Source organism: Nitrosospira lacus (assembly GCF_000355765.4).
In the GTDB taxonomy this organism is placed as follows: domain Bacteria; phylum Pseudomonadota; class Gammaproteobacteria; order Burkholderiales; family Nitrosomonadaceae; genus Nitrosospira; species Nitrosospira lacus.
In genome coordinates this window covers 1386859-1413286 of record NZ_CP021106.3, presented here as the reverse complement: position 1 = coordinate 1413286, position 26428 = coordinate 1386859, and the positions used below count along the sequence as shown (strand labels likewise).

Genomic DNA, 26428 nt, shown 5'->3' with positions numbered 1-26428 from the left:
TTTATTCCATCCCATCCGGGTCCTGATACTGGTCTTGGGGCATCGGCTTGGGGCGTTTGCCAACGTTGATGTTGATGGACTTCTCCGACTGGTTGCGCATCACCGCAATGTTGGCGGTTTTTCCCGGCGGCAACGCCGCGATCAGGTCAAGCATTACGGATGAATCAGTGACCGCTTTGCCATCCACCGCCACAAGGATATCTCCCGGCTTCACCCCGGCCTGATCCGCGGGCCCGTTCTTGAGAACCCCCGCGATTAACGCGCCATTGGTATTGGGGCGCTTGAACGACTCCGCCAGTTCCGGTGTCAGATCTTGCACCTCCACGCCGATCCAGCCTCGCGTTACGCCGCCAGTCTGAATGATCTGTTCCATTATTTGCCTGGCCACCGTGGTTGTAATGGCAAAGCCTATACCGAGTGAACCGCCGGTGCGGGAAACAATCGCGGTATTGATGCCAATCAAGTTGCCGGAGGTATCCACCAGCGCACCCCCCGAATTTCCTGGATTGATCGCGGCATCGGTCTGGATGAAATTTTCAAAAGTGTTTATACCCAGGTGGGATCGTCCCAGAGCGCTGATGATGCCCATGGTCACCGTCTGTCCCACGCCGAAAGGATTACCGATGGCAAGTACGACATCGCCCACCCTGGCATGGTCGGAGTGCCCGAAAGTCATCGTGGGCAATGCCTCCATATCCACTTTTACGACTGCAAGATCCGTTTCCGGATCCGAGCCGATGACGCGCGCTTTCGCCTTTCTGCCATCAGCCAGCGCTATCTCGATTTCGTCCGCTGCTTCTATCACATGATGATTGGTAAGAATATAGCCTTCAGGACTGACAATTACACCGGAGCCGAGACTTGATGCGCGCCGGCTCTGAGACTCGAAGCGATCACCGAAGAAGCGACGAAACCTGGGGTCTTCCATCAATGGATGAGGAGCTACCTTGATCTCCTTGCTGGTAAAAACATTCACCACGGAAGGCATGGCGATCTGAGCGGCGTCGCTAAAACTGGTAAGGGTGGATGCTCCCTTGGGTGCCGCCTCGGAAGCGGCTTCTTTGATGGTTATCGTGGTACCACGCTGACTCCATGGCAACAGTTCGGGTCGCAAGGTAGAAACGACAAATAATGCTGCAAGGACGATCGTTGCCGTTTGTGCGAAAATCAACCAGAGTTTGTGCATTTTTTAGGGTGCTGATTTTGAGATCAGGATAAATAGGATAAAGACTGGGAAATATCGATGCAATTAGATGAGCTTGAAACCTATTTGAACCAACTTCTGGATGTCGCCCGTTTTCGCGATTATTGCCCAAATGGACTACAAGTGGAAGGCCGAAGTGAAGTGCGCAAGCTGGTCAGCGGCGTAACGGCATCGTTCGATCTCCTGCAAGCCGCTGTAGCAGTCGGGGCCGACGCGGTGCTCGTACACCACGGTTACTTCTGGCGCGGTGAGGATCAGTGCCTGATCGGGATGAAACATCGCCGTGTTGCGCTGCTGATGGCGCACCATATCAGCCTGCTCGCATATCATTTGCCACTCGATGCACACCCTGAGTTTGGCAACAACACTCAACTCGCCCACAGAATGGGCTTCATCGAAACCGGCCGTTTCGGTGAGCAAAATATCGCTGTACAGGGTAATCTGTCGTCAGGGATATCAACCTTGCAAGAACTGCGGCTCAATATTGAATATATCCTGTCTCGAAAACCGCTGGTAATTGGCGACGATGCGAAACTGATACGACGTATAGCATGGTGCACGGGTGGAGCCCAGGATTATTTTGACGAAGCCATCCGCCTCGGCGTGGATGCGTTTCTTACGGGAGAAATTTCCGAACGAAACGTGCATGCGGCACGCGAATCCGGCGTGGCATTCATCGCCGCGGGACATCATGCCACCGAACGTTACGGTGTACAGGAATTGGGAGAGCTCATATCCCGCAAATTTGGCATTTCGCATCAATTCATTGATATCGACAGTCCGGTGTAAAGCATAATGCTATGAATACCATGAGAATATTTCTGTTTATAACTCCTAATCAGGCGCATCGCTCGATGGTTTGCCCGCTCGACTTCAGCATGCTATTTTCTTGACACACTATAACTCCCGGGTTAGTCTAAACAAAAGCCTTGGGTTATAATAAAAAACTATCATTGGACTCAGGGTAGACTCTTTTGCTTCATGGCAGAATAGTCTGGACGGATTAGGTAATACCGCGGCACAGATGACAGCAGCATCAAAAAAACAATTAATACGGATAAGGAGAAGAGAGATGGTAGTGAAGCTTGGGCTGAGGCTCATCACGCTGACATGCGGGGCGCTGCTGGCGGCGTCGTCATGGGCGAACTATCCCAGCGTCCCGAAAGAGACGTACAAAGCGCTGAATCTGGAACAAACGGCCACGCCCAAGGAATTGCATGAAGCGGTGACCAAGCGCTACAAGGACCCGGCGCAAGGGGCTGGGCGGGGGACGCTGGCCAAGTACTGGGAGCCGGTGCCGTACAGCATGTACATGGACCCTGCCTCCTTCTACAAGCCGCCGACCTCGATGAAGGAAGTGGCGGAGCGTCAGGAATGCGTCAAGTGTCACACGGACGAATCGCCGGTATGGGTGAATGCGTGGAAGAAGAGCACGCATGCCAACCTGGACAAGATCCGCAACCTGAAGCCGGACAGCCCGATCTACTACAAGAAAGCCAAGCTGGAAGACGTGGAGAAGAACCTTCGCTCCATGAACCGGCTGGGCGCGAACGAAAAGCTGAAGGAAGTGGGGTGTATCGACTGTCACGTCGACATCAACACCAAGAAGAAGGCCGACCACATGACCGACCTTCGCATGCCCACGGCTGACGTATGCGGCACCTGCCACCTGCAGGAATTTGCCGAACGCGAATCCGAGCGCGACACCATGGTATGGCCGAACAAGCAATGGCCGCAGGGACGTCCCTCGCATGCGCTGGACTGGAAAGCCAACGTAGAAGTTGCGGTATTTGCCGCCATGCCGCAGCGCGAGATAGCCGAAGGCTGCAGCATGTGCCACACCAACCAGAACAAATGCGACTCCTGCCATACCCGGCACGAATTCTCCGCGGCCGAATCGCGCAAGCCCGAAGCGTGCGCCACCTGCCACAGCGGGGTGGACCACAACAACTGGGAAGCTTACTCCATGAGCAAGCACGGCAAGATCGTATCGATGATGGGCGACAAATGGAACTGGGAAGTCTCGCTCAAGGACGCCTACGCCAAGGGTGGCCAGACCGCCCCGACCTGCGCGGGGTGCCACTTCGAATATGAAGGCAAGTACAGCCACAACGTCACGCGCAAGATACGCTGGGCCAACTACCCGGCCGTGCCCGGCATAGCCGAGAACATCAACAGCGAATGGTCGGAAGCGCGGCTGGACTCCTGGGTCAAGACCTGCACCCAGTGTCACTCCGAGCGTTTTGCCCGCTCCTACCTGGAATTCATGGACAAAGGCACCCTGCACGGCCTGGCCAAATTCAAGGAAGCGCATGCAGTCGCCGAGAACCTCTACAAGGACGGCCTGCTCACCGGACAGAAGACCAACCGTCCGGCGCCGATGGCACCGGACAAGGAAATGTTCGCCGGCTTCACCCAGCTCTACTGGTCCAAGGACAACAACCCCGCGGCGATCGAACTCAAGGCGCTGGAAATGGGAGAAAACGACCTGCCCAAACTGCACGTAGGCCTGGCCCACGTCAACCCGGGCGGCTGGACCTACACCGAAGGGTGGGGCCCGATGAACCGCGCCTACGTCGAAATCATGGACGAAAACACCAAGATACGCGAAATGGCGGCGCTGCAGGCCCGGGTAGCCAAGATGGAATCACGCCGCACCAGCCTGCTGGACCTCGACAGCAAGGATGACAAGCTCTCGCTGGGCGGCCTGGGCGGCGGCATGCTGCTGGCTGGCACCCTCGCGCTGGCTGGCTGGCGCCGGCGCGAAAAAAGCGGGCATTGACCGCCTCATCCGCCTCGACTCCCTCCCCCTCCCGCGCCCAGCCGGCGCGGGGCGGACTGGGAACTAAACTCCTCCCGTCACTGGGCATCCTCCTGGTGACGGGAGGATTGCTTTTACTCGCCTGGTTTGCCTGGCTCTGGTTCAACCCGGCGCCCGCCCCCTACCGCTATACCCAGGTCAAGGAAGGCGGCATCGCCCAATTCAGCCAACTGGGCCTCGACCCCTGGCCGGACCTCACCGTCGCCCAGTATGAAATCCACGCCGAGGGCGTGAACGACCCCGTCGCCCTGGCCACCACCGCGCGGCGCGGCGCGATGGCTCCCATCCTCATCAGCTGGGAAAACCGCAGCAGCGAACTGCTCATCTCCCTCGACAGCAAACTCTCCGAACTGACCGCGCTGGCCGCCGCCATCGACAAATATGCGGGCCAGGACGCGCGCATCCTGGCCTGGTGGGACACCTCGCGCCAGCTCAAACTGCTGACCGGGCGCGACACCCTGTTCACCGCCCACCTGGGCGAACCCCTCATCATCCCCGCCCCCTGGCAGCCCTACAGCGACTCCATCCGCCACCAGGAAGACCAATTCTGGGGGGCGCCGGCCTCGGCCGACGAGCGCCGCAACTTCCAGCGCTTTGCCGACGCCCTCATCGCCGAACCCGCCCGGGGGGCCGCCATCCTGCGCGAACTGGCGGGCAAAGGCGCGGATGGCGAAGCCTACGTCGTCATCCACGTCACCGACCTCTACAAACTGGGACTGATGCGCCCCGAACAATTCGACATCACCTACAAGCACTTCCCCATGGAAGGCAACATGCACGGCATGATCGGCTACCTCAAGAAATGGATGCAGGAAAACAACTTCGCCACCTACACCCTGCAATCCCTCTCCGACAGCATGGTGCGCGGCTACTTCCTGCGCGATGATAAAAGCGGCAACACCCTCCTGGCCCAGATGCTGCCCTTCACCAATTCCATGCCGCTGGACCTCACCGTCCTGCAACTCATCTACCAGCAGGGCGGCTACTGGGTCTACAAAATCCCCTCGACCGGCGACACCGCAGCCGCACCCGCCGACACATCCGCCGGCACCCTCGATGCTGACGCTTCATCACCGGCGACACCCGCGCCTGCTGCCCCGCCCGCACTCTCACCCGCCTCCTGAGGCGGGCCGCCCCGTCAGCGGGCAGCCCGCCATCCGGGGGCTGGTTGACGGATGAGACTCCCGCAGCGGTACCAGTGGTACCACAAAGAGTCATGGTACTGGTGCTACCCGTTTACATCAACCAGCGATAAAGTACCGTCATAAAATACAGTATGGACATCACTGGGTTTTTTATAACATAACAACAGCTATCAACGGATATACTTGCCCCGAAGGAGAAAACCATGCGCCATTCCCTGACATTTGCCCTGGCTGCCGCAGCCATGTTTGCGCTGCTATCCGGCAGCGCCACCGCACAATCGTTTGAAGGCCGCAAGAAGTGCAGTTCCTGTCACAAGAGCCAGGCCGAATCATGGGGCGAGACCGCTCACGCCAAGGCCATGGACTCGCTCAAGCCCAACACCAAGGCCGAGGCCAAGAAAAAGGCCAAGCTGGACCCCAAGAAGGACTACACCAAGGACAAGGACTGCGTAGGCTGCCACGTTGACGGCTGGGGCAAGGAAGGCGGCTACACCATAGACGACCCCAACAAATTCACCAGCGGCGTGGGCTGCGAATCCTGTCACGGGCCGGGTGCCAAGTATCGCGGCATCCACCGCAAGGCGGGAGCGGCCTACGAGAAATCGAAGAAGACCGCGCCGCGTTCGACCCTGGCCGATGCCGGGCAGGACTTCGCCTTTGAAGAATCCTGCAACGCCTGCCACCTGAACTACAAGGGCTCGCCGTGGAAGGGCGCCAAGGAACCGTACACCCCGTTCACCCCGGAAGTGGACAAGAAATACACCTTTGACTTCAACAAATACGTCAAGGACACCAAGGCCATGCACGAGCACTACAAACTGGACGGCACCTTTGAAGGCGAGCCGAAGTTCAAGTACCATGACGACTTCCAGTCCAAGGCCAAAGTGGGCGTGAAAGGTTCGGAGGACTGATGGCCGGAATGCGCGCGGGCGGCACCCTGCTCACGGGTGCGCTCCTGGGGGTTGTCATGGTGGCGGTGGTATTCGGCGGCGAGGCCGCCGTCTCCACCACCGAATTCTGCACCAGCTGCCACTCCATGTCCTATCCGGCGGAAGAACTCAAGACCTCCTCCCACTATGGCGCCCTGGGTGCCAACCCGGGCTGCAAGGACTGCCACATCCCGCAGGGCTTCAAGAACTTCCACCTGGCGGTGGCGACGCACGTGGTGGATGGGGCGCGCGAGCTGTACCTGGAATTTGCCAACGACTACTCCACGCTGGAGAAATTCAACGAGCGCAGGCTGATCATGGCGCACGATGCGCGCATGAACCTGAAGAAGTGGGACAGCAACACCTGCCGCGAATGCCACAAGAACCCGCAGCCGCCCGGATCCGATGCCAAGGCCGCGCACAAGAAGATGGAGACCGAAGGGGCCACCTGCATCGACTGCCACCAGAACCTGGTGCACAAGGAAGTCGCCGAGACCGACCTCAATGCCAGCCGCAAGGAAGGCAAAATGGTTCTCAAGCCCGAAAAGAAGGATAAGGACGACGAGGAGGATGAAGAGGAGGGGTGATTGATGCGCTGATTTTCGGCGATGGGGTGGGCATATTTGAGTTCGCACCTCCCCCATCATAGGTCGCTGATCATGTCAGCACGCTGAAAGATCGGCGTTCCCTCCATATCAGATTGAACATCTACCAGGGGCACGATACAGCGTACAGCCGTGGCGGCAGAAAAAATATGGCAATTCCCATAGTACTTGATCACAACAGCCCGCAGTCGCTGCAGGGGCAGATTTTCGAACAATTACGTCATCTGATACTCGGCGGGAAGCTGAAACCGGGCACCCCTATACCCGCCAGCCGTGTGCTTGCCGAGCAACTTGGCACTTCCCGCAATACCGTCCTCCTTGTCTATGATCGTCTAATGGCGGAAGGCTACTTGCAGGCCCGGAAGGCGATTGGGACGTACGTAAACCTTGAATTGCCTGAGACCTGCCTCGCCGCGACCCGCAGAATTGCGACCTCTATTCCGGTTCAGGGGGAGATGGTAAGACAGCCTGTCATTCCCTTCACCGGACAAAGACGAATGGGAGCGGATGCCCGGCATCTGGACTTTGATTTCTTTCCGGATCGTACCGATCTCGATTTATTCCCTCAGAAAATATGGCGCCGCTTTATTAATAGGACACTTACCTCGTCCAGTACCCACTTTACTGAATGCGGTGATCCGGGCGGATTACTTCAGTTGCGAGAAGTCGTCGCGGATCATCTTGGGATAGCGCGTGGGATCAGTGTCTCATCTGACCAGGTGATCATTACTGCGGGTTCCCAGGAAGGATTGAACCTGGCGGCTCGCCTCCTGATAAAAGAGGGGACATTGGTGGCCACGGAGAATCCCTGCTATGAGGGGGCCGCGCTTCTCTTCCAGAGCTACTATGCAAAATTGGTTCCTGTGCCCGTGGATGAAGCCGGATTGGATGTTGAACGGCTGCCGAAAGAGGGTGTAATGCTTTTGTATGTTACCCCCTCGCACCAGTATCCACTCGGCTTTACATTACCCATTGAGCGTCGCCTGAAGCTGCTTGACTGGGCCCGGCGCTGCGGAGCATATATTATTGAGGATGACTACGACTCGGATTTTCGATATCGTGGTTCCCCCTTGACGGCGCTTATGGGCCTGGATGACTATGGTTGTGTAATGTATCTGGGGACTTTTTCCAAATCCATGGGCGCGGGGCTGCGTCTGGGCTACCTGGTGGTACCTAAGGCATTAATCCATGCGGCGCGCTCCGCCAAGGCATTATTGAATAATGGCCATGCCTGGCTGGATCAGGCAACAATGGCTGAATTTATCCGAAGCGGTGCCTATAGCAACCATTTACGGCGAATGCGCCACGTTTATTGCAAGCGTCGCGATTGCCTCATCGAGGCCTTGCGGCAGCATTTTGGCGCGGTTCACCTTTCCGGACTGGAAAGTGGCCTCCATCTGGCATGGCATCTGCCAGAAAATTATCCTGATGCTTCTGAGCTCCAAGCGCTCGCGCTCCGTCATGGGGTCGGTATTTATGCCATTGGATCTGGCACCGCCTATGACTACGGAAAATGTGACTACAGCGCTCGTACGCTGATACTTGGTTTCTCATCTCTTAATGAATATCAGATCAGGGCAGGTATTCGACGAATCGCCGATGCATTTGCAGGTCTACCCATCGTCAATGAGTAATTGACGGCGAGACCCGCCGGTATTCTGCACTAGTAAATCCCCGGAAGTTCGGACACCTCCGATTACGAACTTGGCAATCGCTCAAATAGTTGGATGGGTGAGATTAAAAGATGGGGAAATTTCCAATCCCCTTCAGCACACAGGGGACTATTGGCTGAAAACCGCACATTAAAAAACACCGATCCACCTTTCCGTCTGGCGACGGGGGCGGACCGGTGTCATGCCTGGGTTGCTTAGAGCTTGGTGAAGACCGGTATCACTGCCCCGGCTATGCTGTTGATGTTGCGGTCACCTGAGTCGCTCCATGTCATCAGCAATCCGCCAAAACGGCTTTCCGGATCGCCCAGCAAGGCCATCAGACGCTGCACTTCCCACAGTGCGTCCTTGGCTTCCATCTTGACTTCGCGCGTCTCGCCAGGCTGGATCGGCGCGTCGTTGTCCATCGACAGACCCGTGGCCACCAGTTCCTTCGGATAGTTGCGGTCCAGGTGCTTGAGGCCTACTTTGTTGATGAAGCGCACGCCCGCAGTGGTGAATTCGCCTATGCGGTAGGCGGTGTCGCCGCTGTTGGTGATGCTCATGGTCACGCGCAGGGCACGTCCCGGTACGTCATAGTTGGCGTGCGTCACTTTGATGGCGATGGGGTTGGGTTTCACCGGCATCGGTTGTACCTTCGATTCGCCCGCCTGGATCGGCACCGTGTACGGGTGCTTGGTTTCCGTGTAGCGGTAGCCGCCCCAGACGATGCCAAAGGTGGCGATCAGGACGATCCAGGCCACTTTCTTGTCCATCGGGTCGAGCAGCAACTCGTCTCCGTAGGCCAGCAGTACCCGGCTGCGCGGCAGAAACATGGGCCGCGCAACGTAGTAGCCGATCCAGAAGCAGCCCAGTCCCAGCCACAGTAAATGCCAGAAGATGCCGTTGCTGAAGTTGAAGGTCTCGGTGTCGATGGTCTCGCCTGTCAGCAGTTTTACCGGGTTGGTGAAGTCATCCCAGCTGCCGGTGATGTTCATCCAGGCCGCAGGGCCGGCAATCGGGCCTGCGTCCTTGATGTTGACCATGGCGTGCATGTGGTGGCGTCCCGGTATGCGGGCTTTCAGTTTGACTTCGAAGGCGTAGTCGCGCCCAATCTCGAGCGGGCCCGAGATGTAGGTCGGTTCGCCGTTCAGCTTGGTGGAGAGCCGCACGAACACGGGGCTTGGGCTGCCAACGTTGAAGAAGGCCCGTCCCGGTTTGCCTACCGCCCGCGGCCAGTCTTCGGCCAGGTGGAATTTGCCGGTCATGGTGGCAAAGTCGTTGACCTTGGTGGTGTCAGGACCCCATTTCATGTCGTACCATTGGATGGTACGCATGCGCAGGAACGGTTCTTGCGAGCGTTCACCGTGGGCTGCAGCCGGCGAGATGTCCAGTGTGCTCAGCGCCAGGGTGGCCATGCCGTAGAGGCCAACGACCCCCAGTTTGAACAGGTTTTTTGCGTTCATTATTTGATCCCCTCCGGAAACCCTTCTTCGCCATAGGCGGTGACGTCGTTCTTCATGGTAACCCGGCCGCGTGGACCTTTGACGTAGTAGAACGCGGTGCAGTAGAGTTTGCCAAAGTACCACCAGACGCAGAACATGAGCATGGAGACGAAGGCGGAGAAGAAGGCCGCAATCACGGTGGTGTGGCCACCGAAGGTGCGCAGTGAGCCTTGTTCGATCAGCCGTACGTATTCCGGGGTGCCGGTGCGTACATACAGGAAGCCGGTGTAGTCAGCCAGGGACAGTAATACGCCTTCGGCTACCAGCGGCAGGTGGGTCGGCCCAAATATCGGCCAGTTGCCCGGGTAGAACAGGAGGCCGAATGCGCCGCCGCCTACCAGTGCCGTGATCATCCAGTTGCGCGTCAGCAGCAGGACGGTGTCCATGATGAGGGCACCCGGTATCATGGTGGAGGGCAATACGAAGTTGATCGGGTAGTGCGACCACCAGTAGAAGCCCCAGAAGCGGGTCAGCCATTCGCCCGTCAGCAGGCACACGATACAGAGTGTCGCGCCAAAGGGCAGGCGGTAGTTCACCCACAGGTAGTACATGATGGTGGCACAGTAGGTGATGCCCACGATCGGGGTAACCACCGGCCACCATTGGCGGTCTTTCCAGTCAAGCCAGAAGTCCCAGTCGCCCGCCAGTAACATGAAGTGCATGTGGTAGGTCCCTACCAGCAGTATGCACAGAATCGGGAAATAGACTGCGTCTATCATCCTCGACATCTTTACCGCTTCCGGCGGCATCTTGGCCGCCTTTAATATTTCGTCTGTCCTGCTCATCGTGCCCTCCCCTCAAATATGTCGTACGATCTTTAACATGAAAAATAGGTGCCGCTGCTGCTCGTTCCCGTGACACTCGCCTGCCGTGTCACGTCGCCGTTCCTGCCACCTTCTGCCCCACCCGCTGCCTTTTCCGGTCTTCGCCGCGCGAGCTTGAAGGTTTTTGGCCGGGTCCAGCCCCCCGCTCTCCCTATTCTTGCAGGAGCGGGCGGCCGCCCGGCCAGGTCTCTCAGGATCAGCCGTTACGGTACGATCCGGTTGTTGAGGATGACTTTGCTCTGTCCGTTCCAGACGACGTCGGTCAGGTTGGAGTAGCGGGTGATGATCTGTGCCGCAATGCCCCCGGCAAACAGCCCCGACCAGCCCAGTATCACAAAGCCCCAATGCAGCGGTGCGCTAAACAGTTCTTCCATGAACCAGAAGGCATGGCCCCATTCGTTCAAGCCTACGTTCGGCAGGATCATGAGCGGTCCGGCAATGGCCATGACCAGCGGGAACGAGGTGCCCCGGGCGTACAGCGGCAGACGGGTCATGGCATACAGGTAGCTGGCCACGCCACAGACGATGTACATCGGGAAGGAGCCATAAAACACGACTACATGGCTCGGGGTGAAGCTGGTGTCGCGGATGATGACCTGGTGCCAGGAGGCATCCTGCTCGGTGAAGAAGCTGCCACCCCAGTACACGCCAAACAGGTAGACGCCCAGCCACATCATCCAGTAAAAGTAACGCTTGATTTCCAGCTTGGGGTCCAGGTTGTCCAGGTTGGTGTCGCGTGTCTTCCAGATCCATCCCCACGTGACCAGCGCAAAAATCGGCATCACGATCATGTGCACCCGCCACAACCCCATCCATACCTTCTCGAATTCCGGCTCCATCGAGTCCATGCCGTGCGAGTAGGCAAACGTCCGCTGAAACCAGATCCAGAATATCGCTACTCCAAGCATCGTGATCAGCCCAAATTTGTACCACCTTGAGTCGTACCACAGCGACATGTCGTAGTCGCGTCCGCTCGACCCGGCATGGCTGCCTGATGTTCCCAGTGTTGTTGCCATTTCTTTATCTCCTCTTACGTTAATCGAGTACCCTGTGCTTCTCTATGCTTGCGCGCCGGCAGCTACTCCCGCCTCCCTCCTTCCCGCAGACAGAATGCGCCGCCGCTATATTACTAAACCATTACATACCCACAACCCTGTAAAGACTATCCCCGAAGATGCGCCAAGTCAAGCAGTTTGTCGGACACCAAAGGCCTCAACCACGGCCAGTACAGCGCGCCGGCTCTTTCGGTTCACTCCATTCCCGTCCTTGTATACTTTTTAGCGATTGCATTTATACTCTATATCCATCTTGTTTGAAAGGTTTTTTTACATGAAATATGGCTGCCCCCGGGAGCCCGGGGATGAGAGGTCATGGGCTTGGTCAGTTTCTGCGGTTCAATTCCCTTTGCCGAAAACGGAACTGCCGCGATGCCGTCATTTGAGTATACTGATATTGAATGTTGGTCGCCTGGACCCTGAGATGCCATTCGGCTGTTTATTCTGGAACTGATGATTCAAAACCCCGCCTTTCCGGCCTATCGCGGCCGCTTTGCTCCATCTCCCACCGGACCGCTGCATTTTGGTTCTCTTGTTGCCGCAGTCGGCAGTTATCTGGAAGCGAGATCCCGCAACGGAGAATGGCTGGTCAGAATCGAAAACCTGGATCCCTCTCGCGAACTTCCCGGCGTCTCAAAGGAGATTCTGAACACGCTTGAAATATTGGGAATGGAATGGGATGGTGAGGTAGTCTATCAGAACCGGCGAAATGAAGTCTATCAGGCTGCACTCAGCCTGCTCAAAGGTAGAAACCTGATTTACCCCTGCGTCTGCAGCCGTAAGGAAATCGCTGATTCCAGCATCAGGGGTATAGATGGTCCGGTTTATCCCGGCACTTGCCGTTATGGTTTACCTGGCACAGAGCGTCCTCAAGCATTGCGGGTACGGACTGATGACCGCCTGATTGAAATTAAGGATGGGCTGCGAGGCCTGATTCGGCAGCGGTTGGAAAGCGATATTGGCGATTTCGTGCTGCGGCGGGCTGATGGCATTTTTGCTTATCAATTGGCGGTGGTTGTGGATGATGCCGAGCAGGGCGTGACCCACGTGGTGCGCGGCGAGGACTTGCTGAACTCCACCCCTCGCCAGGTGCATCTGCAACAACTGTTGGGCTATTCCACCCCGGCATACATGCATCTACCGGTGGTAGTCAACACACTGGGCGAGAAACTCAGTAAACAAACTCTGGCGCCCCCTGTCGTTACCGCTGATCCGGTATCGCAATTGGTAATGGCGATGCATTTCCTAGGCCAGAAACCACCGGCAGAATTGATTGAAAGCAACATCGCCTCATTTTGGAAATGGGCAAAGAAGAATTGGAGATCGGAAATGATCCCCTGAAAAATCGTTGCCTCACCCAATGGATTCGCATAGCGAGTCGAAGCGCGACGCCTTATTCGAAATATTCGTGCTACGCTGCACCCGCTGACCGCCGCTGTGTCGCTAAATTAAGGCAACATAGCGCTTATATTGCATTTGCATGAAGCGAAGCAGCATTGAATTTAGAAAAATTACTGAAAATACCAGAACTGACCTGGTATCTGCAAAGGAGGAATCGTGGCTTTCCTGCCATTTTATATATCAAGGCATAAGCAGCTCAAGATAGTGATCATAGGTGGGGGTTACGCTGGAATCGCCGCATCAGTCACCCTTTTACGCTATATGCCGGATGTTGACATTACTATCGTCGACCCACAATCTCATCACCTCAAAATTACTCATCTGCATGAAACCTTCCGATATCCGCTGCAGGATTATTTGATACCCTTTTCGACCCTTGAACGCCGCTTTGGTTGCCGTCACATCTGCGCTGCGCTGATACCGGATGAAGATACTTTGCGGCAATGGCAGTATGATAAATTTCTTGCCATCGATGATGAAATACTGGAATTTGATTATATTCTGATCACCTCAGGTTCCGCGGTAGCACAGATGGATAAGGCAGAAAATATTTTCGATCTGCATGACTTCATGGCCGCCGCCGGCTCCAGTTTGCTGGAGAGTCGGCTGGATATGAGCAAAAATGGCGGGCAATTCATTTCTGTAGTCGGTGGGGGCGCCACCGGCATCCAGTTTCTTTTTGAAATTGCGTATTTTCTTCGACGCCAGAAAGCGGAAATCGGGCTACGCTTGATCCATGGAGCGGATCGCGTACTCAACCAGTTTCCAGCCGGTTTCTCCACTTATGCTCAGACGCGCATGTCCGATCTGAACATTGATTTCTACCCCGACACGTATTATCACGGACAAGAGACGGACAGCATATTGCTGGAAGAGAATGAAACCGGCCGTAAGTTTGATTTACCTTCCACGCTTTCGCTTCTGTTCCTTGGCAAAAAAGCCGACACTATATTCTTCACCAACGCCTTCGGACAGGTTATGGTCGAACACAACCCCCTGCAAAATATTTTCGCTGCGGGAGATTGCTCCGTTTATCAATCCTTCGGTTCCGATACCCTGACAGCACAATCAGCGGTACGGAAAGGAAAGCTGGCGGCACGAAATATTTTGCGCCATTCGGGTTCCTTCAAGTTACTTGAACCATATTTGCATCGCGACCTGGGTTATGTTGTCAGCTTGGGACCAGCGGATGCGGTAGGCTGGCTGGCATTGGAAGATAACGTGGTCGGTGGCATGCCAGCGCTGATGATCAAGGAATTGGTGGAAGCTCAATATGATTTGTTGCTGACAGGAATCGATACATACCTGATTTGAATAAAAAGCACTTCTTCGCAAGGCTGGTGCATACCGCAGCTATCTTGAATGATCCATACGCATATTCAACTACGTGCCAGGATAGATGATACAACCATTCCTTGCCGAAACCATTTCTCGATGACATATTCATAGAACTCCTGATTGGGCTTGGCGTTGTATATGGCGGCCAGAGCCTTTCCCCAATCGGTCAGGAGAACGTGACCCAAATCCAGCTGGTTGTCCGCTGCTTGAGAAAACCGTATTTTTGTCGACCTGCCATAATAAAACAAACGGGTATGTTGACCGAATTTCCTTTTCACATACCCGGCTGATTCCAGGGATATCAGTCCGATGGCTTCCAAGTGTTTCAATACCGGCAAATTGATTCCATGCTTTGTATAGATTTCATTTTCTATTTCATATATCAAGGGCAAAGGCTCCCCCTGAACCCATACAAACTGGCGAAGCGAGGTAAAAAGCGCAGTATCCTTCTCATCAAGAGCACAGATATTGATCTCGTTACCTGGCAATATTCCCCGACCAGGATCAATCAACGGGTTATTTTCTACCATAGGGGTGACGAAATCATGCCCGGCTCTCGCGGGGAGGAGAAAAACATGCTCAGAATTTATGGCCGCGACGAATAAGCTCTTGCTCCAGCTTTTCCAGGAAACTTATATTCTTTTTATGTTGCTTGTCACCTTTATACCAGGAAAAACAGGCAAGAACACCGAGTACGATCAAGAGGATGTTCAGCACGGTAGGACCGCCAAAAAAAACGTCGGTGAGCCCCGTCAGAAATGCAAAAGCGCCCAGAAATCCTGTCCAATTCAGGAATTTATTTCCCCAGGTTGGCGCCTCTCGCTGGAGACGCCACGCCTGAAGCTTCTCACGTACAGAAATAACTTCTTCGTCAGTCCAATTTGTTAGATCCATCAGAACTCTCAGCCAGAACAAGAAAAAAGGAACTACCAGCCATACTCAAAAGCCGATCCAAGACGTGGCAGGTAAGGTAAGACTGCAATCTGCCCGTACGCAGCTTATAGCTGCTCTACTGCGGATTATAAGCTCATTATCCAAAAAAAAGCCGGGGGTAACCCCGGCTTTCTATTTTCGCTATGTTGAGCGCAATTTTATGCGTCAGCTTTAACTACCGCAGGTTTCTCCGCCGGCTCTGGACGATCCAGTAATTCAACTAACGCCATGGGTGCATTATCGCCATTACGAAAACCAAATTTAAGAATACGCAGGTAACCACCATTGCGTGCCTGATAGCGAGGGCCCAGCTCAGCAAACAGTTTACCCACCATATCGCGGTCACGCAGACGGTTAAATGCCAGACGCCGGTTAGCCAGCGTCGGCTTTTTGCCGAGCGTTATCATTGGCTCAATGACGCGACGTAATTCTTTGGCCTTAGGCAGCGTGGTCTTGATAACCTCGTGCCGCAACAATGAATTAGTCATGTTACGCAGCATTGCCAGACGATGACTGCTGGTACGATTTAGTTTCCTGAGTCCATTATGGTGTCGCATGACTTGTTTCCTTTTTGCTTTTCTCAAGATTGGCGGGAGGCCAGCTCTCCAGCTTCATTCCCAATGTTAGCCCGCGCGAAGCAAGTACTTCCTTGATTTCATTGAGAGATTTTCTGCCTAAATTAGGAGTCTTCAGCAATTCGGTCTCCGTGCGTTGAATCAAGTCGCCAATGTAGTAAATATTCTCGGCCTTAAGACAGTTGGCAGAGCGTACAGTAAGCTCCAGATCATCCACCGGGCGTAGCAATACCGGATCAATCTGCGGCAGCTTGGGCTGCTCGACCGGCAATGGCGTGCCTTTGAGATCGGCAAATACGGAAAGCTGTTCAACCAGCACTTTCGCGGCATATCGAATCGCCTCTTCCGGATCGACCACGCCATTTGTCTCAATATCCATGACAAGCTTGTCGAGGTCGGTACGCTGTTCGACACGCGCGCTCTCCACTGCGTAACTAACACGTCTTACCGGACTGAAGGAAGCATCCAGCAAAATGCTGCCGATGGTACGGCCCTCATTTGCCTGTTGCCGCACCGTTCCCGGCACGTAGCCGCGCCCGAGCTCCACCTTGATCTGCATATCCAATTTTCCGCCGGCGGTGAGATGTGCGACGACATGGTCCGGATTAATGATCTCCACGTCATGCCCGGCCTCGATATCGCCCGCAGTAACAGTCCCTTCACCCTTCTTTTTCAGAATCAGAACGGCTTCGGTGCGGTTATGCAGCTTCAGAACAATACCTTTCAGATTGAGCAGGATATCGACCACATCCTCCTGCACTCCATCGAGAGCGGAATATTCATGCACCACTCCGCTGATCTGAACCTCGGTCGGCGCAAATCCCGGCATGGATGATAGCAAGATACGGCGTAACGCGTTTCCTAAAGTATGTCCATAGCCACGTTCGAACGGTTCCATGGTGACTTTGGCATGCAACGGCGAAAAATTCTGCACGTCAATAATGCGTGGCGTAAGAAAAATGTTACTTGGCATAGCCTGATCCTTTTGCGGAAAGCTTGGGCAGTTGATTATTTGGAATACAATTCAATGACTAACGATTCGTTAATACTTGAAGGCAACTCGGATCGTTCCGGCTTGATCTTGAAGATTCCTTTCATGGCTTTGACATCCATTTCTATCCATTCCGGGAAATTGCGCTGCTCGGCAGCTTCCACTGCGGCCTTGATACGTAAATGGCTTTTTGCTTTCTCCGCCACTTCGATCACGTCACCTGGCTTCACCTGGTAAGACGGTATGTTGATCCTCCGTCCATTCACCAGTATTCCATTATGACGTACGATTTGGCGTGCCTCCGAACGTGACGCGCCAAAACCCATTCGATAGGATACTGTATCCAGGCGGCACTCCAGCAACTGAAGCAAATTTTCCCCAGTGATGCCCCGTTGCCTGTCAGCCAGCTCATAATTATTGCGGAACTGACGCTCCAGTATTCCATATATACGGCGTAGCTTCTGCTTCTCGCGCAGTTGCACTCCATAGTCGGATAATCGTCCGCTTTTCTGGCCATGCTGACCTGGAGCATAGTTTCGGCGTTCGATGGCACATTTGTCGGTGAAACACTTCTCGCCCTTCAGAAATAGTTTTTCTCCTTCGCGGCGACATTGGCGACATTTGGGATCAAGATTTCTGGCCACAGTCTACTCCTTAAATACGGCGTTTCTTCGGCGGCCGGCATCCGTTATGCGGAACCGGCGTCACATCCGAAATACTGGTGATTTTGAAGCCTGCCGCGTTCAATGCCCGCACTGCGGATTCACGCCCAGGACCAGGACCTTTGATACGCACTTCCAGATTCTTCACTCCGCATTCCTGTGCGACTTTGCTTGCCTGTTCGGCGGCCACCTGGGCAGCGAATGGAGTACTTTTGCGCGACCCCTTAAAGCCGGCACCACCTGAAGTCGCCCATGACAAGGCATTGCCTTGGCGGTCGGTGATGGTTACGATGGTGTTATTAAATGAGGCATGAACGTGAGCAATACCCTCTGCCACATTCTTCTTGACCTTCTTGCGTACCCGCGTGGCTGCTTTTACCATGTAGTTATTTCCTTTGCGCTACGATTCAATTGGCTATCTAATAACATTTATTTTGCTGCTGACTTTGCGCTGGCCGAACGAACTGCTTTACGAGGCCCTTTGCGGGTACGAGCATTGGTACGAGTACGCTGGCCACGTACTGGCAAACCACGACGATGCCGCAACCCCCGATAGCAGCCCAGATCCATCAAGCGTTTGATATTCATCGAAATCTCACGCCGCAAGTCGCCCTCCACAACAAACTTGGCGACCCGGTCCCGAAGTTTATCCATTTGCGCGTCGGTAATATCCTTGATCTTGGTCGATGTGACAATTCCGGACGCGGCACAAATCTCACGAGCTCTGGCGCGCCCTATACCATAAATCGAAGTCAATGCAATCTCGACATGCTGATGGTTGGGGATATTTACTCCAGCGATACGGGCCATACGGGTTTCCTACAAAAAAATTATAATTGTGACATTCACAGCATTTACCGGTTGACTCAACCTTGACGCTGCTTATGCCTCGGATCTGTGCAAATCACTCGAACCACTCGATTGCGCCGAATAATTTTGCAATTGCGGCAAATCTTCTTTACCGATGCCAATACTTTCATATATCTCTCCTTTCCGGCTATTTTGCGCGAAATGTGATTCGCGCTCTGCTTAAATCATATGGCGTCAGATCTACCGTTACCTTATCTCCCGGCAAAATCCGAATGTAATGCATGCGCATCTTGCCGGAAATATGTCCCAGCACTACATGCCCATTTTCCAGCTTGACACGGAACGTCGCATTGGGCAATGTTTCCAGTATCTCACCTTGCATCTGTATCGTTTCTTCCTTGGCCATCCTATCCTTGATACAACAATTATCTTGCCGGTAATCCGCCGCCACCCTTGAAATTCGTTTTCTTCAACAGGCTCTCGTATTGGTGCGACATGATATAAGCCTGTACCTGTGCCATGAAATCCATGGTTACCACAACGATAATCAATAAAGAAGTCCCGCCAAAATAAAACGGCACATTCCATTTCAAAATCAGGAATTCAGGCAGCAGGCACACAAGTGTCACATAAATCGCTCCCGCCAGAGTGAGCCGCAACATGATCCGTTCGATATAACGCGCAGTTTGGTCACCCGGACGAATTCCTGGAATGAAAGCACCACTTTTCTTCAAATTTTCCGCGGTTTCTTTAGGATTAAATACCAACGCGGTGTAAAAAAAACAGAAAAATATGATCATCGCTGCGTACATGATTACATATACCGGTTGACCTGGCGATAATGCACCGCTCATGTCTTTTAGCCAACTCATGGATTCGCCGGTAGCGAACCATCCCGCCAGCGTCGCAGGAAATAATATGATACTGGAAGCAAAAATTGGCGGAATTACCCCGGCCATATTAAGCTTCAGCGGAAGATGCGAGCTTTGGCCACCATATACCTTCCGCCCCACTTGGCGTTTGGCATAATTCACCAGTATCTTGCGCTGGCCACGCTCAACAAAAACCACAAAGGCCGTGACACCCGTTGCCGCCACAAAAATACCAAGGGCCACCAGGAAATGCATCGCACCGGTCCGCACCAATTCGAGCGTGCCGCCAATCGCGCTGGGAAGTCCAGCGGCGATACCGGCAAAAATAATGAGCGAAATGCCGTTACCGATCCCACGTTCGGTAATCTGTTCACCCAGCCACATCAGGAATATGGTGCCGGTGACCAGCGTTATTACCGTAGTCAACAGGAACATCGGCCCAGGCTCAATGACTAATCCGGCTTGGGATTGCAAAGCCATCGATATGCCATAACCCTGGACCAGAGCCAAACCCAATGTTCCGTAACGGGTATATTGGGTGATCTTTCTGCGTCCGGACTCACCCTCCTTTTTCAGCGCTTCCAGATAGGGGAATGCCACGGTACCCAACTGCATGATGATCGAAGCCGAAATATACGGCATGATCCCCAAAGCAAAAATGGAAAAACGGGAAAGCGCACCCCCGGAAAACATGTTGAACATGCCGAGGATGCCTCCCTGCTGAGACTCGAACAAATCTTTCAGTACCACAGGGTCAATACCAGGCACCGGGACATGCGCGCCGATACGATAGACAATCAGCGCAAACAGCAAAAACCACAGGCGACGTTTCAAGTCGCCGAGTTTCCCCGAAAGCCCTCGCAGGGATTCGTTAGCGGCCAATCTTTGTCCTCTTGAGCTTACTCAACGCTGCCACCCGAAGCTTCAATGGCGGCTTTCGCACCCTTGGTTACCGCGATGCCCTGCAATTTCAATGCGCGTCCGATTGATCCCGAAAGTATAACCCTGGCAGTCAACGCCGAATTCGGAACGATCCCCGCCTGCTTCAACGCCAAAATATCGATGACCTCACCCGGCAGTTTGCTCAGGGCTGAGAGTCGCACTTCCGCGACACTTTTTCTCGTAAGAGAAACAAAGCCACGCTTCGGCAAGCGGCGTTGCAAGGGCATCTGGCCGCCTTCAAAACCTACTTTATGGAAGCCGCCCGTACGTGATTTCTGCCCCTTGTGACCGCGTCCAGCGGTCTTGCCAAGACCGGAGCCGATGCCACGTCCTACGCGCCGGCTGGAATGCTTGGCGCCGACCGCCGGTTTAATGGAATTCAGCTGCATTTATGCCTCACTCTTGACGAGGTAATAAACGTTATTAATCATGCCTCGCACCGCTGGAGTATCCTCCAGCTCAGCGGTACTGTTAATTCTCCGCAATCCGAGCCCCCGCACCGTTGCGCGATGCGATCGTTTGGTGCCGATCAAACTCTTGATCAACGTTACCTTAATTTTTTTCCCGCTACTGGTGGTCATTTCGCCGAACCCATGATTTCTTCTACACTCTTGCCACGTTTAGCGGCAATTTCCGCCGGCGTGTTCATCGACTGCAAACCGTGCAACGTGGCACGCACCACGTTATAAGGATTGGTCGAGCCAATACACTTGGCCAGAATATTGTGTATGCCCATCACTTCAAATATCGCGCGCATCGGACCGCCGGCAATGATACCGGTTCCTTCGGAAGCAGGTTGCATATAGACCGTCGCGGCCCCATGCCTGCCGATCACCGGATGATGCAGCGTCCCATTCTTGAGATCCACCCTGATCATCTTGCGGCGGGCCTCATCCATCGCCTTCTGCACCGCTACGGGCACTTCGCGCGATTTGCCCTTGCCCATGCCTACGGTACCGTCCCCGTTTCCAACTACGGTCAGCGCGGCAAAACCGAGGATGCGCCCACCTTTTACCACCTTGGTGACACGATTAATCGCCACCATTTTTTCCTTGAGACCATCGCCGCGATCATCACCTTGCGGCACTTTCCCCTGCATTCTTCCCTGCATCTTAGCCATTATTATCTATTCCTCGCTCAGAATTTGAGGCCATGTTCACGAGCTGCCTCGGCCAGTGCTTTGACGCGCCCATGGTACTTAAAACCCGACCGGTCGAACGCAACGGTTTCAATGCCCAGGTCCCTGGCCTTCTCAGCAACCCGCTTGCCCACCGCCGCCGCCGCGGCAACAGTCCCCCCATTGGGAAGATCTTTCCGCAGATCGGGTTCCAGAGTCGACGCGCTGGCGAGCACTCTGCCACCGGCCCCATCTATCAGCTGCACATAAATATGGCAATTACTGCGATGCACCGCCAAGCGCACTGCCTTCAATTCAGCAATCTTCGCGCGAGTACGGCGCGCGCGGCGCAAACGGGATTTTATCGGATTGGACATATCTAACCCCAGTTATTTTTTCTTGGTTTCTTTTATCACAATGACTTCGTCCGCATAGCGCACACCCTTGCCCTTGTAGGGCTCCGGCCTGCGATACGCACGTATTTCCGCTGCCACCTGACCGACTTGCTGCTTATCGATGCCCTTGATAAGAATTTCCGTCTGGCTGGGTGTTTCCGCCTTAACGCCGTCAGGCATCTTATGGACAACCGGATGAGAAAATCCCAAGGTCAGATTAAGAACCTCTCCCGCTGCCTGGGCCCGATAACCCACACCCACCAGCAGCAGTTTTTTCTCAAAACCCTTGGTCACGCCATGAACCATATTAGCCAGCAGCGCGCGCATTGTACCGGACATTGCATTTGCCTGCTTGGAATCGTTGGAAGCCTTGATGAGCAAATTACCGCCATCGCGTTCAACAGCGATATCTGAGACAAGATGTCGCCGCAGCGTACCCAACGGCCCTTTCACAGACACCTCAGAAGCTGACAAGGTTACTTCAACGTTTGCCGGAACCGGCACCGGATTTTTACCCACTCGAGACATTTTCTACGCCCTTTACACCTTTAGGCCCTTAGGCCACTATGCATAACACTTCGCCGCCGACACCGCTGGCACGCGCCTTTCGTTCAGTCATTACACCCTTGGAAGTCGAGACTATTGCCACACCCAGACCGTTCATCACGTCAGGGAGCTTGTTGCTGGCCTTATAAATACGCAAGCCAGGACGACTCACCCGCTCAATCTTTTCGATGACGGGACGACCGGCGTAATATTTCAAACTGATATCCAGTATCGGCTTGCCGTTCGCTTCATGAACCGCAAAATCCTCAACGTAGCCTTCATCCTTTAATACCTGCGCAATAGCCGCTTTCAGCTTGGAGGCTGGCATCGCAACCGAGTTTTTTTCAGAAAGCTGCGCATTACGTATGCGCGTCAGCATATCGGCGATGGGGTCACTCATACTCATCTAAAGGCACCTCTGGCAATCCAATTTTTGGAACAAGCTAACACGCAATCTCTGTAAACACCCATATTAATCCTATCGAGCCTGCCCTCTGAACTCCGACCGGATCTCAGCCAGCGTGTGAAATATTCAAGCGCACCCATGGCCATACTTCCCGCTACCAACTGGCCTTTGTCATACCAGGAATTTCCCCACTCATGGCGATATCGCGGAGTTTGCTGCGGCCCAGACCAAACTTGCTATATACACCCCGGGGACGGCCGGTCAACGCACAACGATTACGCAATCGTACCGGACTGGCGTTGCGCGGCAGCATCTGCAGTTTGATTCTGGCGGAATGCCGCTCCTCATCACTCATTTTGGCGTCATTGATGATAGCGAATAATTCGGCACGTCGTGCCGCAAATTTCTTTACGGTTTCGCGGCGTTTCAGGTCGCGGTTAATAACAGCTACTTTGGCCATCCTGCTCTCTCAATTTTTAAATGGAAACTTGAATGCAGCCAGTAACGCCTTGGCTTCAGCATCTGTTTTCGCGGTAGTAGTGATCGTAATGTTCATCCCGCGCAGCGCATCGATTTTGTCATATTCAATTTCCGGAAAAATGATCTGTTCCTTGATGCCCATATTATAATTGCCCCGCCCATCAAAGGATTTTCCGGAAATACCGCGAAAATCGCGGATGCGCGGAATCGCCACGCTGATCAATCGATCCAGGAACTCATACATGCGGACGCGCCGCAAGGTCACCATGCAACCGACGGGGTAGCCATCACGCACTTTAAAAGTGGCGATGGATTTTTTGGCTTTCGTTACCACCGGTTTCTGCCCCGCGATTTTTTTCATATCGCTTACGGCGTTATCCATAATTTTCTTATCCGCAACTGCCTCGCCCACCCCCATGTTCAGGGTAATCTTGCGAATACGTGGCACCTCCATGACGGACTTGTAATCAAATTGCTGGATCAGCTGCTTTACGACGGCATCACGATAATATTCTTGCAAACGAGCCATACCCCCCCCATTACCCCTTATATGTCAAGCAGTTCGCCATTCGACCTGAAGTAACGTACTTTACGCTTGTCTTCCAGGATCTTGATTCCGACCCGGTCGGCCTTCTGCGTGGCAGGATTAAAAATCGCCACATTTGAAATCTGAATGGGCTTCTCCATCTCAACGATTCCACCCGGTGTTCCTTTGTTCGGATTGGGCCGCTGATGCTTCTTGACCTTGTTGGCCCCCTCGATCACCACCAGATCAGCGCTTACGATGCGCAGCACCGTGCCACGTTTACCTTTATCCTTGCCGGTGATGACGATTACGTCATCCCCTTTCTTTATTTTTTGCATACTGATTCCTTATCGGGCGCTTACAAAACTTCTGGCGCAAGCGAAACGATTTTCATGAAGCGCGCATTCCGCAGCTCACGCGTCACCGGGCCAAAAATACGCGTGCCGATGGGTTCGAGTTTGGCGTTCAACAGCACCGCGGCATTCTGGTCGAATCGGATCAGCGACCCATCCGTACGTCGCACCCCCTTGGCGGTACGCACTACCACAGCATTATATATTTCGCCTTTCTTGACGCGGCCTCGTGGCGCAGCATCCTTGATGCTGACTTTTATAACATCACCAATGCCGGCATAGCGCCGCTTGGACCCCCCCAGCACTTTGATGCACATGATTGAACGCGCACCCGTATTGTCGGCGACTTGCAGAATCGATTGCATTTGGATCATTATTTACTCACTCTCTCCAACTTTTCCACCCCCCCGATTTCAAGGGGCGGATAGTATTGGAACCCGTTCGGGTTGTGGTGCCGCCAACGCTGTTTAGCGGCTAAAAATTATAGGTCAGGAAGCCGGAAGACCAAGACTTGAAATTATACGATTATCTAGCCAGAATGACAAGATAAAAACCCGACATAATCTATCATCGGTCATTAGATGGTTATGGCCTTCTCCATCAACTTGATTACACGCCAGGCTTTAGTTTTCGAGAGGGGCCTGCACTCTTCAATGATCACCGTATCACCTGCATGAAACTCGTTATTCTCATCGTGGACATGATACTTTTTCGAGCGGACCATAATCTTGCCATAGAGCGCGTGTTTAACTTTGCGTTCGACCAAGACGGTAATAGTCTTGTCCATTTTGTCACTCACGACTTTTCCTGTAAGGGTACGGCTTAAATTGGTTTCGCTCATGATTGCTTCACTTTCTGGCTGAGAATGGTTTTTGTGCGCGCAATATCCCGGCGCACATTACGCAATTGGTTGGTATTGCCGAGTTGCTGGGTTGCGTGCTGCATACGCAGACCAAATTGCGCCTTCAACAACTCTAGGAGTTCCTGCTGTAATTGGTCTGGATTTTTGGCTCGCAGTTCGCTCATTTTTGCTTTCATAATTAACCGCCTACTTGTCGGATAACGAATGTGGTTTGAATGGGCAGCTTGGCGGCCGCCAGACGGAATGCCTGACGAGCGAGCACTTCATCAACACCATCCATTTCATACAGCATCTTGCCGGGCTGAATTTCCGCCACAAAATACTCCGGGTTCCCCTTGCCATTACCCATCCGTACCTCGGCCGGTTTGTGAGAAATGGGCTTGTCTGGAAAAATACGAATCCAGATACGTCCGCCGCGCTTAATATGGCGAGTCATCGCACGCCGGGCAGCCTCAATCTGTCGCGCAGTCAAACGGCCCCGGCCAACAGCTTTCAGTCCGTACTCGCCAAAACTGACTTTGGCACCGCGTGTTGCAACCCCCTTGTTGCGGCCTTTCTGCTGCTTGCGGTATTTCGTTCTAGCTGGCTGCTGCATTTTTCGCTCCTGGCTTTACTGTCTTTCCGGTCGCATTTCTGGCGGCAGTTTCATCAGCTGCGTTATCGGATTTCTTATCTATGTTCTTTTCACTAATCCCGACCTCAGCTTTTACCTCAGCTCCGGCAGCCGACTTTGATCCGGCTGCAACCTTGGCTGGACTTGAAGCCGGTCTTCTGGCCGGGCGTTTCTTCTCCGGTTCTCCAGCCGGAATGGGTGCTTGCGCAGGCGTCGCGACCGGTTGCTCATTCCGGCCGATCACTTCACCCTTGAATACCCATACCTTGATTCCAATCACGCCATACGTCGTCTTGGCTTCCGAAGTACCATAATCCAGATCGGCCCGTAAAGTGTGAAGCGGCACCCGGCCTTCCCGATACCACTCTGTACGGGCAATTTCAATGCCGTTCAACCGCCCGGCGCTCATGATTTTGATGCCCTGGGCGCCCAGTCGCATTGCATTCTGCATCGCACGTTTCATGGCGCGACGGAACATGATGCGTTTTTCCAATTGCTGTGCGATATTGTCGGCGATGAGCTGCGCGTCAATTTCCGGTTTGCGGATTTCTTCGATATTCACATGCACCGGAACACCCATGAGCTTTTGCAGCGCTCCACGCAAAACCTCGATGTCTTCGCCTTTCTTGCCGATCACAACACCGGGGCGTGAGCTATAAATGGTAATGCGCGCGTTCTTGGAAGGCCTTTCGATAACCACGCGCCCTACTGACGCGTGAGCCAATTTCTTTTTCAGGTAATCTCGCACCTTGATATCTTCGTTCAGCATCCCGGGAAATTTTTTTCCGCTGGCATACCATTTCGATGACCAGTTTTTTAGCACCGAAAGCCGGAAACCTGTTGGATGTATTTTTTGTCCCATAATGGCT

Annotated in this window: 36 protein-coding genes; 8 read left to right on the top strand and 28 right to left on the bottom strand. The window is 53.9% G+C overall.

All coding sequences use genetic code 11. From position 1 onward, the window contains the following. Position 1 precedes the first annotated feature (1 nt). Complete coding sequence (locus tag EBAPG3_RS06285) at positions 2-1186, bottom strand: S1C family serine protease (RefSeq protein WP_085921933.1); 1185 nt, start codon at positions 1184-1186, stop codon at positions 2-4. Positions 1187-1243: 57 nt separating this feature from the next. Between EBAPG3_RS06285 and EBAPG3_RS06280 the strand changes: the two genes are divergently transcribed. The 6 genes from EBAPG3_RS06280 to pdxR all read left to right on the top strand — a co-directional run bounded on the left by EBAPG3_RS06280 (position 1244) and on the right by pdxR (position 8338). Further along, positions 1244-1993 carry a Nif3-like dinuclear metal center hexameric protein gene (locus EBAPG3_RS06280; RefSeq protein WP_085921932.1) on the top strand — a complete coding sequence of 250 codons (750 nt, stop codon included), beginning with the start codon at positions 1244-1246 and terminating at the stop codon, positions 1991-1993. A 283-nt stretch (positions 1994-2276) separates the two neighbouring features. Then, on the top strand, positions 2277-3986 hold the full coding sequence (locus tag EBAPG3_RS06275) for a multiheme c-type cytochrome (protein ID WP_085921899.1): 1710 nt from the start codon (positions 2277-2279) through the stop codon (positions 3984-3986). Continuing rightward, entirely contained in the window at positions 3983-5149 is a 1167-nt protein-coding gene (haoB, locus tag EBAPG3_RS06270) for a hydroxylamine oxidation protein HaoB (protein ID WP_227869213.1), read from the top strand. The genes EBAPG3_RS06275 and haoB overlap by 4 nt, the downstream gene beginning before the upstream one ends. Positions 5150-5373: 224 nt before the next feature. Further along, entirely contained in the window at positions 5374-6081 is a 708-nt protein-coding gene (cycA, locus tag EBAPG3_RS06265) for a cytochrome c-550 CycA (protein ID WP_085921901.1), read from the top strand. Further along, positions 6081-6686 carry a NapC/NirT family cytochrome c gene (locus EBAPG3_RS06260; RefSeq protein WP_085921931.1) on the top strand — a complete coding sequence of 202 codons (606 nt, stop codon included), beginning with the start codon at positions 6081-6083 and terminating at the stop codon, positions 6684-6686. The genes cycA and EBAPG3_RS06260 overlap by 1 nt, the downstream gene beginning before the upstream one ends. Before the next feature lie 167 nt (positions 6687-6853). Further along, entirely contained in the window at positions 6854-8338 is a 1485-nt protein-coding gene (gene pdxR / locus EBAPG3_RS06255; protein WP_085921930.1) for a MocR-like pyridoxine biosynthesis transcription factor PdxR, read from the top strand. Between the two features lie 233 nt (positions 8339-8571). On the opposite strand, the gene EBAPG3_RS06250 is transcribed toward pdxR, so the two are convergent. From EBAPG3_RS06250 to EBAPG3_RS06240, 3 genes are all read right to left on the bottom strand, one after another. Beyond that, positions 8572-9819, bottom strand: coding sequence for a methane monooxygenase/ammonia monooxygenase subunit B (locus EBAPG3_RS06250; RefSeq protein ID WP_004179619.1), 1248 nt, complete (start codon positions 9817-9819; stop codon positions 8572-8574). Continuing rightward, positions 9819-10643, bottom strand: coding sequence for a methane monooxygenase/ammonia monooxygenase subunit A (locus EBAPG3_RS06245; RefSeq protein ID WP_004179617.1), 825 nt, complete (start codon positions 10641-10643; stop codon positions 9819-9821). The genes EBAPG3_RS06250 and EBAPG3_RS06245 overlap by 1 nt, the downstream gene beginning before the upstream one ends. 242 nt (positions 10644-10885) lie before the next feature. After that, the gene (locus tag EBAPG3_RS06240; protein ID WP_085921897.1) at positions 10886-11698 is read right to left on the bottom strand and encodes a methane monooxygenase/ammonia monooxygenase subunit C; all 813 of its coding nucleotides are present in this window, start codon (positions 11696-11698) and stop codon (positions 10886-10888) included. A 492-nt stretch (positions 11699-12190) separates the two neighbouring features. On the opposite strand from EBAPG3_RS06240, the gene gluQRS reads away from it, so the two are divergent. After that, positions 12191-13078 (top strand): tRNA glutamyl-Q(34) synthetase GluQRS, encoded by an 888-nt coding sequence (gene gluQRS / locus EBAPG3_RS06235; RefSeq protein WP_004181023.1) that lies wholly within the window; start codon positions 12191-12193, stop codon positions 13076-13078. Between the two features lie 216 nt (positions 13079-13294). Beyond that, positions 13295-14452 (top strand): NAD(P)/FAD-dependent oxidoreductase, encoded by a 1158-nt coding sequence (locus EBAPG3_RS06230; RefSeq protein WP_004181022.1) that lies wholly within the window; start codon positions 13295-13297, stop codon positions 14450-14452. A gap of 65 nt (positions 14453-14517) precedes the next feature. Here the strand turns inward: EBAPG3_RS06230 and EBAPG3_RS06225 are convergent, their stop codons facing one another. The 24 genes from EBAPG3_RS06225 to rpsC form a co-directional block, all read right to left on the bottom strand. After that, entirely contained in the window at positions 14518-15006 is a 489-nt protein-coding gene (locus EBAPG3_RS06225) for a DUF2806 domain-containing protein (RefSeq protein WP_004181021.1), read from the bottom strand. Between the two features lie 49 nt (positions 15007-15055). Then, complete coding sequence (locus tag EBAPG3_RS06220) at positions 15056-15370, bottom strand: hypothetical protein (protein WP_004181020.1); 315 nt, start codon at positions 15368-15370, stop codon at positions 15056-15058. 197 nt (positions 15371-15567) lie between these two features. Further along, positions 15568-15966 carry a 50S ribosomal protein L17 gene (gene rplQ / locus EBAPG3_RS06215; protein ID WP_004181019.1) on the bottom strand — a complete coding sequence of 133 codons (399 nt, stop codon included), beginning with the start codon at positions 15964-15966 and terminating at the stop codon, positions 15568-15570. Then, a complete protein-coding gene (locus EBAPG3_RS06210) occupies positions 15953-16957 on the bottom strand; it encodes a DNA-directed RNA polymerase subunit alpha (protein WP_004181018.1) in 1005 nt (334 codons plus the stop codon). Before EBAPG3_RS06210 ends, rplQ begins: the two co-directional genes overlap by 14 nt. A 35-nt stretch (positions 16958-16992) precedes the next feature. Continuing rightward, the gene (gene rpsD / locus EBAPG3_RS06205; protein WP_004181017.1) at positions 16993-17619 is read right to left on the bottom strand and encodes a 30S ribosomal protein S4; all 627 of its coding nucleotides are present in this window, start codon (positions 17617-17619) and stop codon (positions 16993-16995) included. A 10-nt stretch (positions 17620-17629) separates the two neighbouring features. Further along, positions 17630-18019 (bottom strand): 30S ribosomal protein S11, encoded by a 390-nt coding sequence (gene rpsK / locus EBAPG3_RS06200; RefSeq protein ID WP_004181016.1) that lies wholly within the window; start codon positions 18017-18019, stop codon positions 17630-17632. Positions 18020-18066: 47 nt separating this feature from the next. Then, on the bottom strand, positions 18067-18447 hold the full coding sequence (gene rpsM, locus EBAPG3_RS06195; RefSeq protein WP_004181014.1) for a 30S ribosomal protein S13: 381 nt from the start codon (positions 18445-18447) through the stop codon (positions 18067-18069). Positions 18448-18503: 56 nt separating this feature from the next. Next, entirely contained in the window at positions 18504-18617 is a 114-nt protein-coding gene (rpmJ, locus tag EBAPG3_RS06190) for a 50S ribosomal protein L36 (protein ID WP_074633734.1), read from the bottom strand. Positions 18618-18634: 17 nt separating this feature from the next. Beyond that, positions 18635-18853, bottom strand: coding sequence for a translation initiation factor IF-1 (gene infA, locus EBAPG3_RS06185; RefSeq protein WP_004181006.1), 219 nt, complete (start codon positions 18851-18853; stop codon positions 18635-18637). Between the two features lie 19 nt (positions 18854-18872). Next, positions 18873-20201: a preprotein translocase subunit SecY gene (gene secY / locus EBAPG3_RS06180; protein ID WP_004181005.1), complete on the bottom strand. Its 1329-nt coding sequence runs from the start codon at positions 20199-20201 to the stop codon at positions 18873-18875. 17 nt (positions 20202-20218) lie between these two features. Then, positions 20219-20650, bottom strand: coding sequence for a 50S ribosomal protein L15 (gene rplO, locus EBAPG3_RS06175; RefSeq protein WP_004181004.1), 432 nt, complete (start codon positions 20648-20650; stop codon positions 20219-20221). Continuing rightward, positions 20651-20842, bottom strand: coding sequence for a 50S ribosomal protein L30 (rpmD, locus tag EBAPG3_RS06170; protein WP_004181003.1), 192 nt, complete (start codon positions 20840-20842; stop codon positions 20651-20653). It abuts the gene before it with no gap. Next, positions 20839-21381, bottom strand: a complete 543-nt coding sequence (gene rpsE, locus EBAPG3_RS06165; protein WP_004181002.1) for a 30S ribosomal protein S5 — start codon at positions 21379-21381, stop codon at positions 20839-20841. The genes rpmD and rpsE overlap by 4 nt, the downstream gene beginning before the upstream one ends. Before the next feature lie 17 nt (positions 21382-21398). Beyond that, positions 21399-21755, bottom strand: coding sequence for a 50S ribosomal protein L18 (gene rplR, locus EBAPG3_RS06160; protein WP_004181001.1), 357 nt, complete (start codon positions 21753-21755; stop codon positions 21399-21401). Between the two features lie 12 nt (positions 21756-21767). Further along, complete coding sequence (gene rplF / locus EBAPG3_RS06155; protein WP_040853252.1) at positions 21768-22301, bottom strand: 50S ribosomal protein L6; 534 nt, start codon at positions 22299-22301, stop codon at positions 21768-21770. A 28-nt stretch (positions 22302-22329) separates the two neighbouring features. Continuing rightward, positions 22330-22725 (bottom strand): 30S ribosomal protein S8, encoded by a 396-nt coding sequence (gene rpsH / locus EBAPG3_RS06150; RefSeq protein WP_004180999.1) that lies wholly within the window; start codon positions 22723-22725, stop codon positions 22330-22332. Between the two features lie 154 nt (positions 22726-22879). Further along, positions 22880-23185 carry a 30S ribosomal protein S14 gene (gene rpsN / locus EBAPG3_RS06145; RefSeq protein ID WP_004180998.1) on the bottom strand — a complete coding sequence of 102 codons (306 nt, stop codon included), beginning with the start codon at positions 23183-23185 and terminating at the stop codon, positions 22880-22882. A 9-nt stretch (positions 23186-23194) separates the two neighbouring features. Further along, positions 23195-23734 (bottom strand): 50S ribosomal protein L5, encoded by a 540-nt coding sequence (gene rplE, locus EBAPG3_RS06140; RefSeq protein WP_004180997.1) that lies wholly within the window; start codon positions 23732-23734, stop codon positions 23195-23197. A gap of 17 nt (positions 23735-23751) precedes the next feature. Beyond that, positions 23752-24069: a 50S ribosomal protein L24 gene (rplX, locus tag EBAPG3_RS06135; RefSeq protein ID WP_004180996.1), complete on the bottom strand. Its 318-nt coding sequence runs from the start codon at positions 24067-24069 to the stop codon at positions 23752-23754. A gap of 20 nt (positions 24070-24089) precedes the next feature. Then, on the bottom strand, positions 24090-24458 hold the full coding sequence (gene rplN, locus EBAPG3_RS06130) for a 50S ribosomal protein L14 (RefSeq protein WP_004180995.1): 369 nt from the start codon (positions 24456-24458) through the stop codon (positions 24090-24092). A 203-nt stretch (positions 24459-24661) separates the two neighbouring features. Continuing rightward, positions 24662-24925: a 30S ribosomal protein S17 gene (rpsQ, locus tag EBAPG3_RS06125; protein ID WP_040853249.1), complete on the bottom strand. Its 264-nt coding sequence runs from the start codon at positions 24923-24925 to the stop codon at positions 24662-24664. Further along, on the bottom strand, positions 24922-25122 hold the full coding sequence (gene rpmC, locus EBAPG3_RS06120; RefSeq protein WP_004180993.1) for a 50S ribosomal protein L29: 201 nt from the start codon (positions 25120-25122) through the stop codon (positions 24922-24924). Before rpmC ends, rpsQ begins: the two co-directional genes overlap by 4 nt. 2 nt (positions 25123-25124) lie before the next feature. Then, positions 25125-25541, bottom strand: coding sequence for a 50S ribosomal protein L16 (gene rplP / locus EBAPG3_RS06115; protein WP_004180992.1), 417 nt, complete (start codon positions 25539-25541; stop codon positions 25125-25127). Next, on the bottom strand, positions 25525-26421 hold the full coding sequence (gene rpsC / locus EBAPG3_RS06110; RefSeq protein ID WP_004180991.1) for a 30S ribosomal protein S3: 897 nt from the start codon (positions 26419-26421) through the stop codon (positions 25525-25527). The genes rplP and rpsC overlap by 17 nt, the downstream gene beginning before the upstream one ends. Between the last annotated feature and the right edge of the window lie 7 nt (positions 26422-26428).

What these genes read in the sequence shown, in the direction of transcription:
- pdxR (WP_085921930.1), top strand. Translation starts at nt 6,854, where the DNA reads ATGGCAATTCCCATAGTACTTGATCACAACAGCCCGCAGTCGCTGCAG.
- EBAPG3_RS06240 (WP_085921897.1), bottom strand. Translation starts at nt 11,698, where the DNA reads ATGGCAACAACACTGGGAACATCAGGCAGCCATGCCGGGTCGAGCGGA.
- rpsC (WP_004180991.1), bottom strand. Translation starts at nt 26,421, where the DNA reads ATGGGACAAAAAATACATCCAACAGGTTTCCGGCTTTCGGTGCTAAAA.
- EBAPG3_RS06220 (WP_004181020.1), bottom strand. Translation starts at nt 15,370, where the DNA reads ATGGATCTAACAAATTGGACTGACGAAGAAGTTATTTCTGTACGTGAG.
- rpsE (WP_004181002.1), bottom strand. Translation starts at nt 21,381, where the DNA reads ATGGCTAAGATGCAGGGAAGAATGCAGGGGAAAGTGCCGCAAGGTGAT.
- EBAPG3_RS06245 (WP_004179617.1), bottom strand. Translation starts at nt 10,643, where the DNA reads ATGAGCAGGACAGACGAAATATTAAAGGCGGCCAAGATGCCGCCGGAA.
- rplF (WP_040853252.1), bottom strand. Translation starts at nt 22,301, where the DNA reads ATGTCTCGAGTGGGTAAAAATCCGGTGCCGGTTCCGGCAAACGTTGAA.
- EBAPG3_RS06280 (WP_085921932.1), top strand. Translation starts at nt 1,244, where the DNA reads ATGCAATTAGATGAGCTTGAAACCTATTTGAACCAACTTCTGGATGTC.
- EBAPG3_RS06250 (WP_004179619.1), bottom strand. Translation starts at nt 9,819, where the DNA reads ATGAACGCAAAAAACCTGTTCAAACTGGGGGTCGTTGGCCTCTACGGC.
- rpmC (WP_004180993.1), bottom strand. Translation starts at nt 25,122, where the DNA reads ATGAAAGCAAAAATGAGCGAACTGCGAGCCAAAAATCCAGACCAATTA.
- rpmJ (WP_074633734.1), bottom strand. Translation starts at nt 18,617, where the DNA reads ATGAAAGTATTGGCATCGGTAAAGAAGATTTGCCGCAATTGCAAAATT.
- gluQRS (WP_004181023.1), top strand. Translation starts at nt 12,191, where the DNA reads ATGATTCAAAACCCCGCCTTTCCGGCCTATCGCGGCCGCTTTGCTCCA.
- rplO (WP_004181004.1), bottom strand. Translation starts at nt 20,650, where the DNA reads ATGCAGCTGAATTCCATTAAACCGGCGGTCGGCGCCAAGCATTCCAGC.
- rplQ (WP_004181019.1), bottom strand. Translation starts at nt 15,966, where the DNA reads ATGCGACACCATAATGGACTCAGGAAACTAAATCGTACCAGCAGTCAT.
- EBAPG3_RS06275 (WP_085921899.1), top strand. Translation starts at nt 2,277, where the DNA reads ATGGTAGTGAAGCTTGGGCTGAGGCTCATCACGCTGACATGCGGGGCG.
- rplR (WP_004181001.1), bottom strand. Translation starts at nt 21,755, where the DNA reads ATGTCCAATCCGATAAAATCCCGTTTGCGCCGCGCGCGCCGTACTCGC.
- rplN (WP_004180995.1), bottom strand. Translation starts at nt 24,458, where the DNA reads ATGATCCAAATGCAATCGATTCTGCAAGTCGCCGACAATACGGGTGCG.
- rpsN (WP_004180998.1), bottom strand. Translation starts at nt 23,185, where the DNA reads ATGGCCAAAGTAGCTGTTATTAACCGCGACCTGAAACGCCGCGAAACC.
- rpsM (WP_004181014.1), bottom strand. Translation starts at nt 18,447, where the DNA reads ATGGCCCGTATCGCTGGAGTAAATATCCCCAACCATCAGCATGTCGAG.
- EBAPG3_RS06260 (WP_085921931.1), top strand. Translation starts at nt 6,081, where the DNA reads ATGGCCGGAATGCGCGCGGGCGGCACCCTGCTCACGGGTGCGCTCCTG.
- EBAPG3_RS06210 (WP_004181018.1), bottom strand. Translation starts at nt 16,957, where the DNA reads ATGCCAAGTAACATTTTTCTTACGCCACGCATTATTGACGTGCAGAAT.
- cycA (WP_085921901.1), top strand. Translation starts at nt 5,374, where the DNA reads ATGCGCCATTCCCTGACATTTGCCCTGGCTGCCGCAGCCATGTTTGCG.
- rplP (WP_004180992.1), bottom strand. Translation starts at nt 25,541, where the DNA reads ATGCAGCAGCCAGCTAGAACGAAATACCGCAAGCAGCAGAAAGGCCGC.
- EBAPG3_RS06285 (WP_085921933.1), bottom strand. Translation starts at nt 1,186, where the DNA reads ATGCACAAACTCTGGTTGATTTTCGCACAAACGGCAACGATCGTCCTT.
- rpsK (WP_004181016.1), bottom strand. Translation starts at nt 18,019, where the DNA reads ATGGTAAAAGCAGCCACGCGGGTACGCAAGAAGGTCAAGAAGAATGTG.
- rpmD (WP_004181003.1), bottom strand. Translation starts at nt 20,842, where the DNA reads ATGACCACCAGTAGCGGGAAAAAAATTAAGGTAACGTTGATCAAGAGT.
- EBAPG3_RS06225 (WP_004181021.1), bottom strand. Translation starts at nt 15,006, where the DNA reads ATGGTAGAAAATAACCCGTTGATTGATCCTGGTCGGGGAATATTGCCA.
- rpsQ (WP_040853249.1), bottom strand. Translation starts at nt 24,925, where the DNA reads ATGAGCGAAACCAATTTAAGCCGTACCCTTACAGGAAAAGTCGTGAGT.
- rpsH (WP_004180999.1), bottom strand. Translation starts at nt 22,725, where the DNA reads ATGAGTATGAGTGACCCCATCGCCGATATGCTGACGCGCATACGTAAT.
- rplE (WP_004180997.1), bottom strand. Translation starts at nt 23,734, where the DNA reads ATGGCTCGTTTGCAAGAATATTATCGTGATGCCGTCGTAAAGCAGCTG.
- rplX (WP_004180996.1), bottom strand. Translation starts at nt 24,069, where the DNA reads ATGCAAAAAATAAAGAAAGGGGATGACGTAATCGTCATCACCGGCAAG.
- infA (WP_004181006.1), bottom strand. Translation starts at nt 18,853, where the DNA reads ATGGCCAAGGAAGAAACGATACAGATGCAAGGTGAGATACTGGAAACA.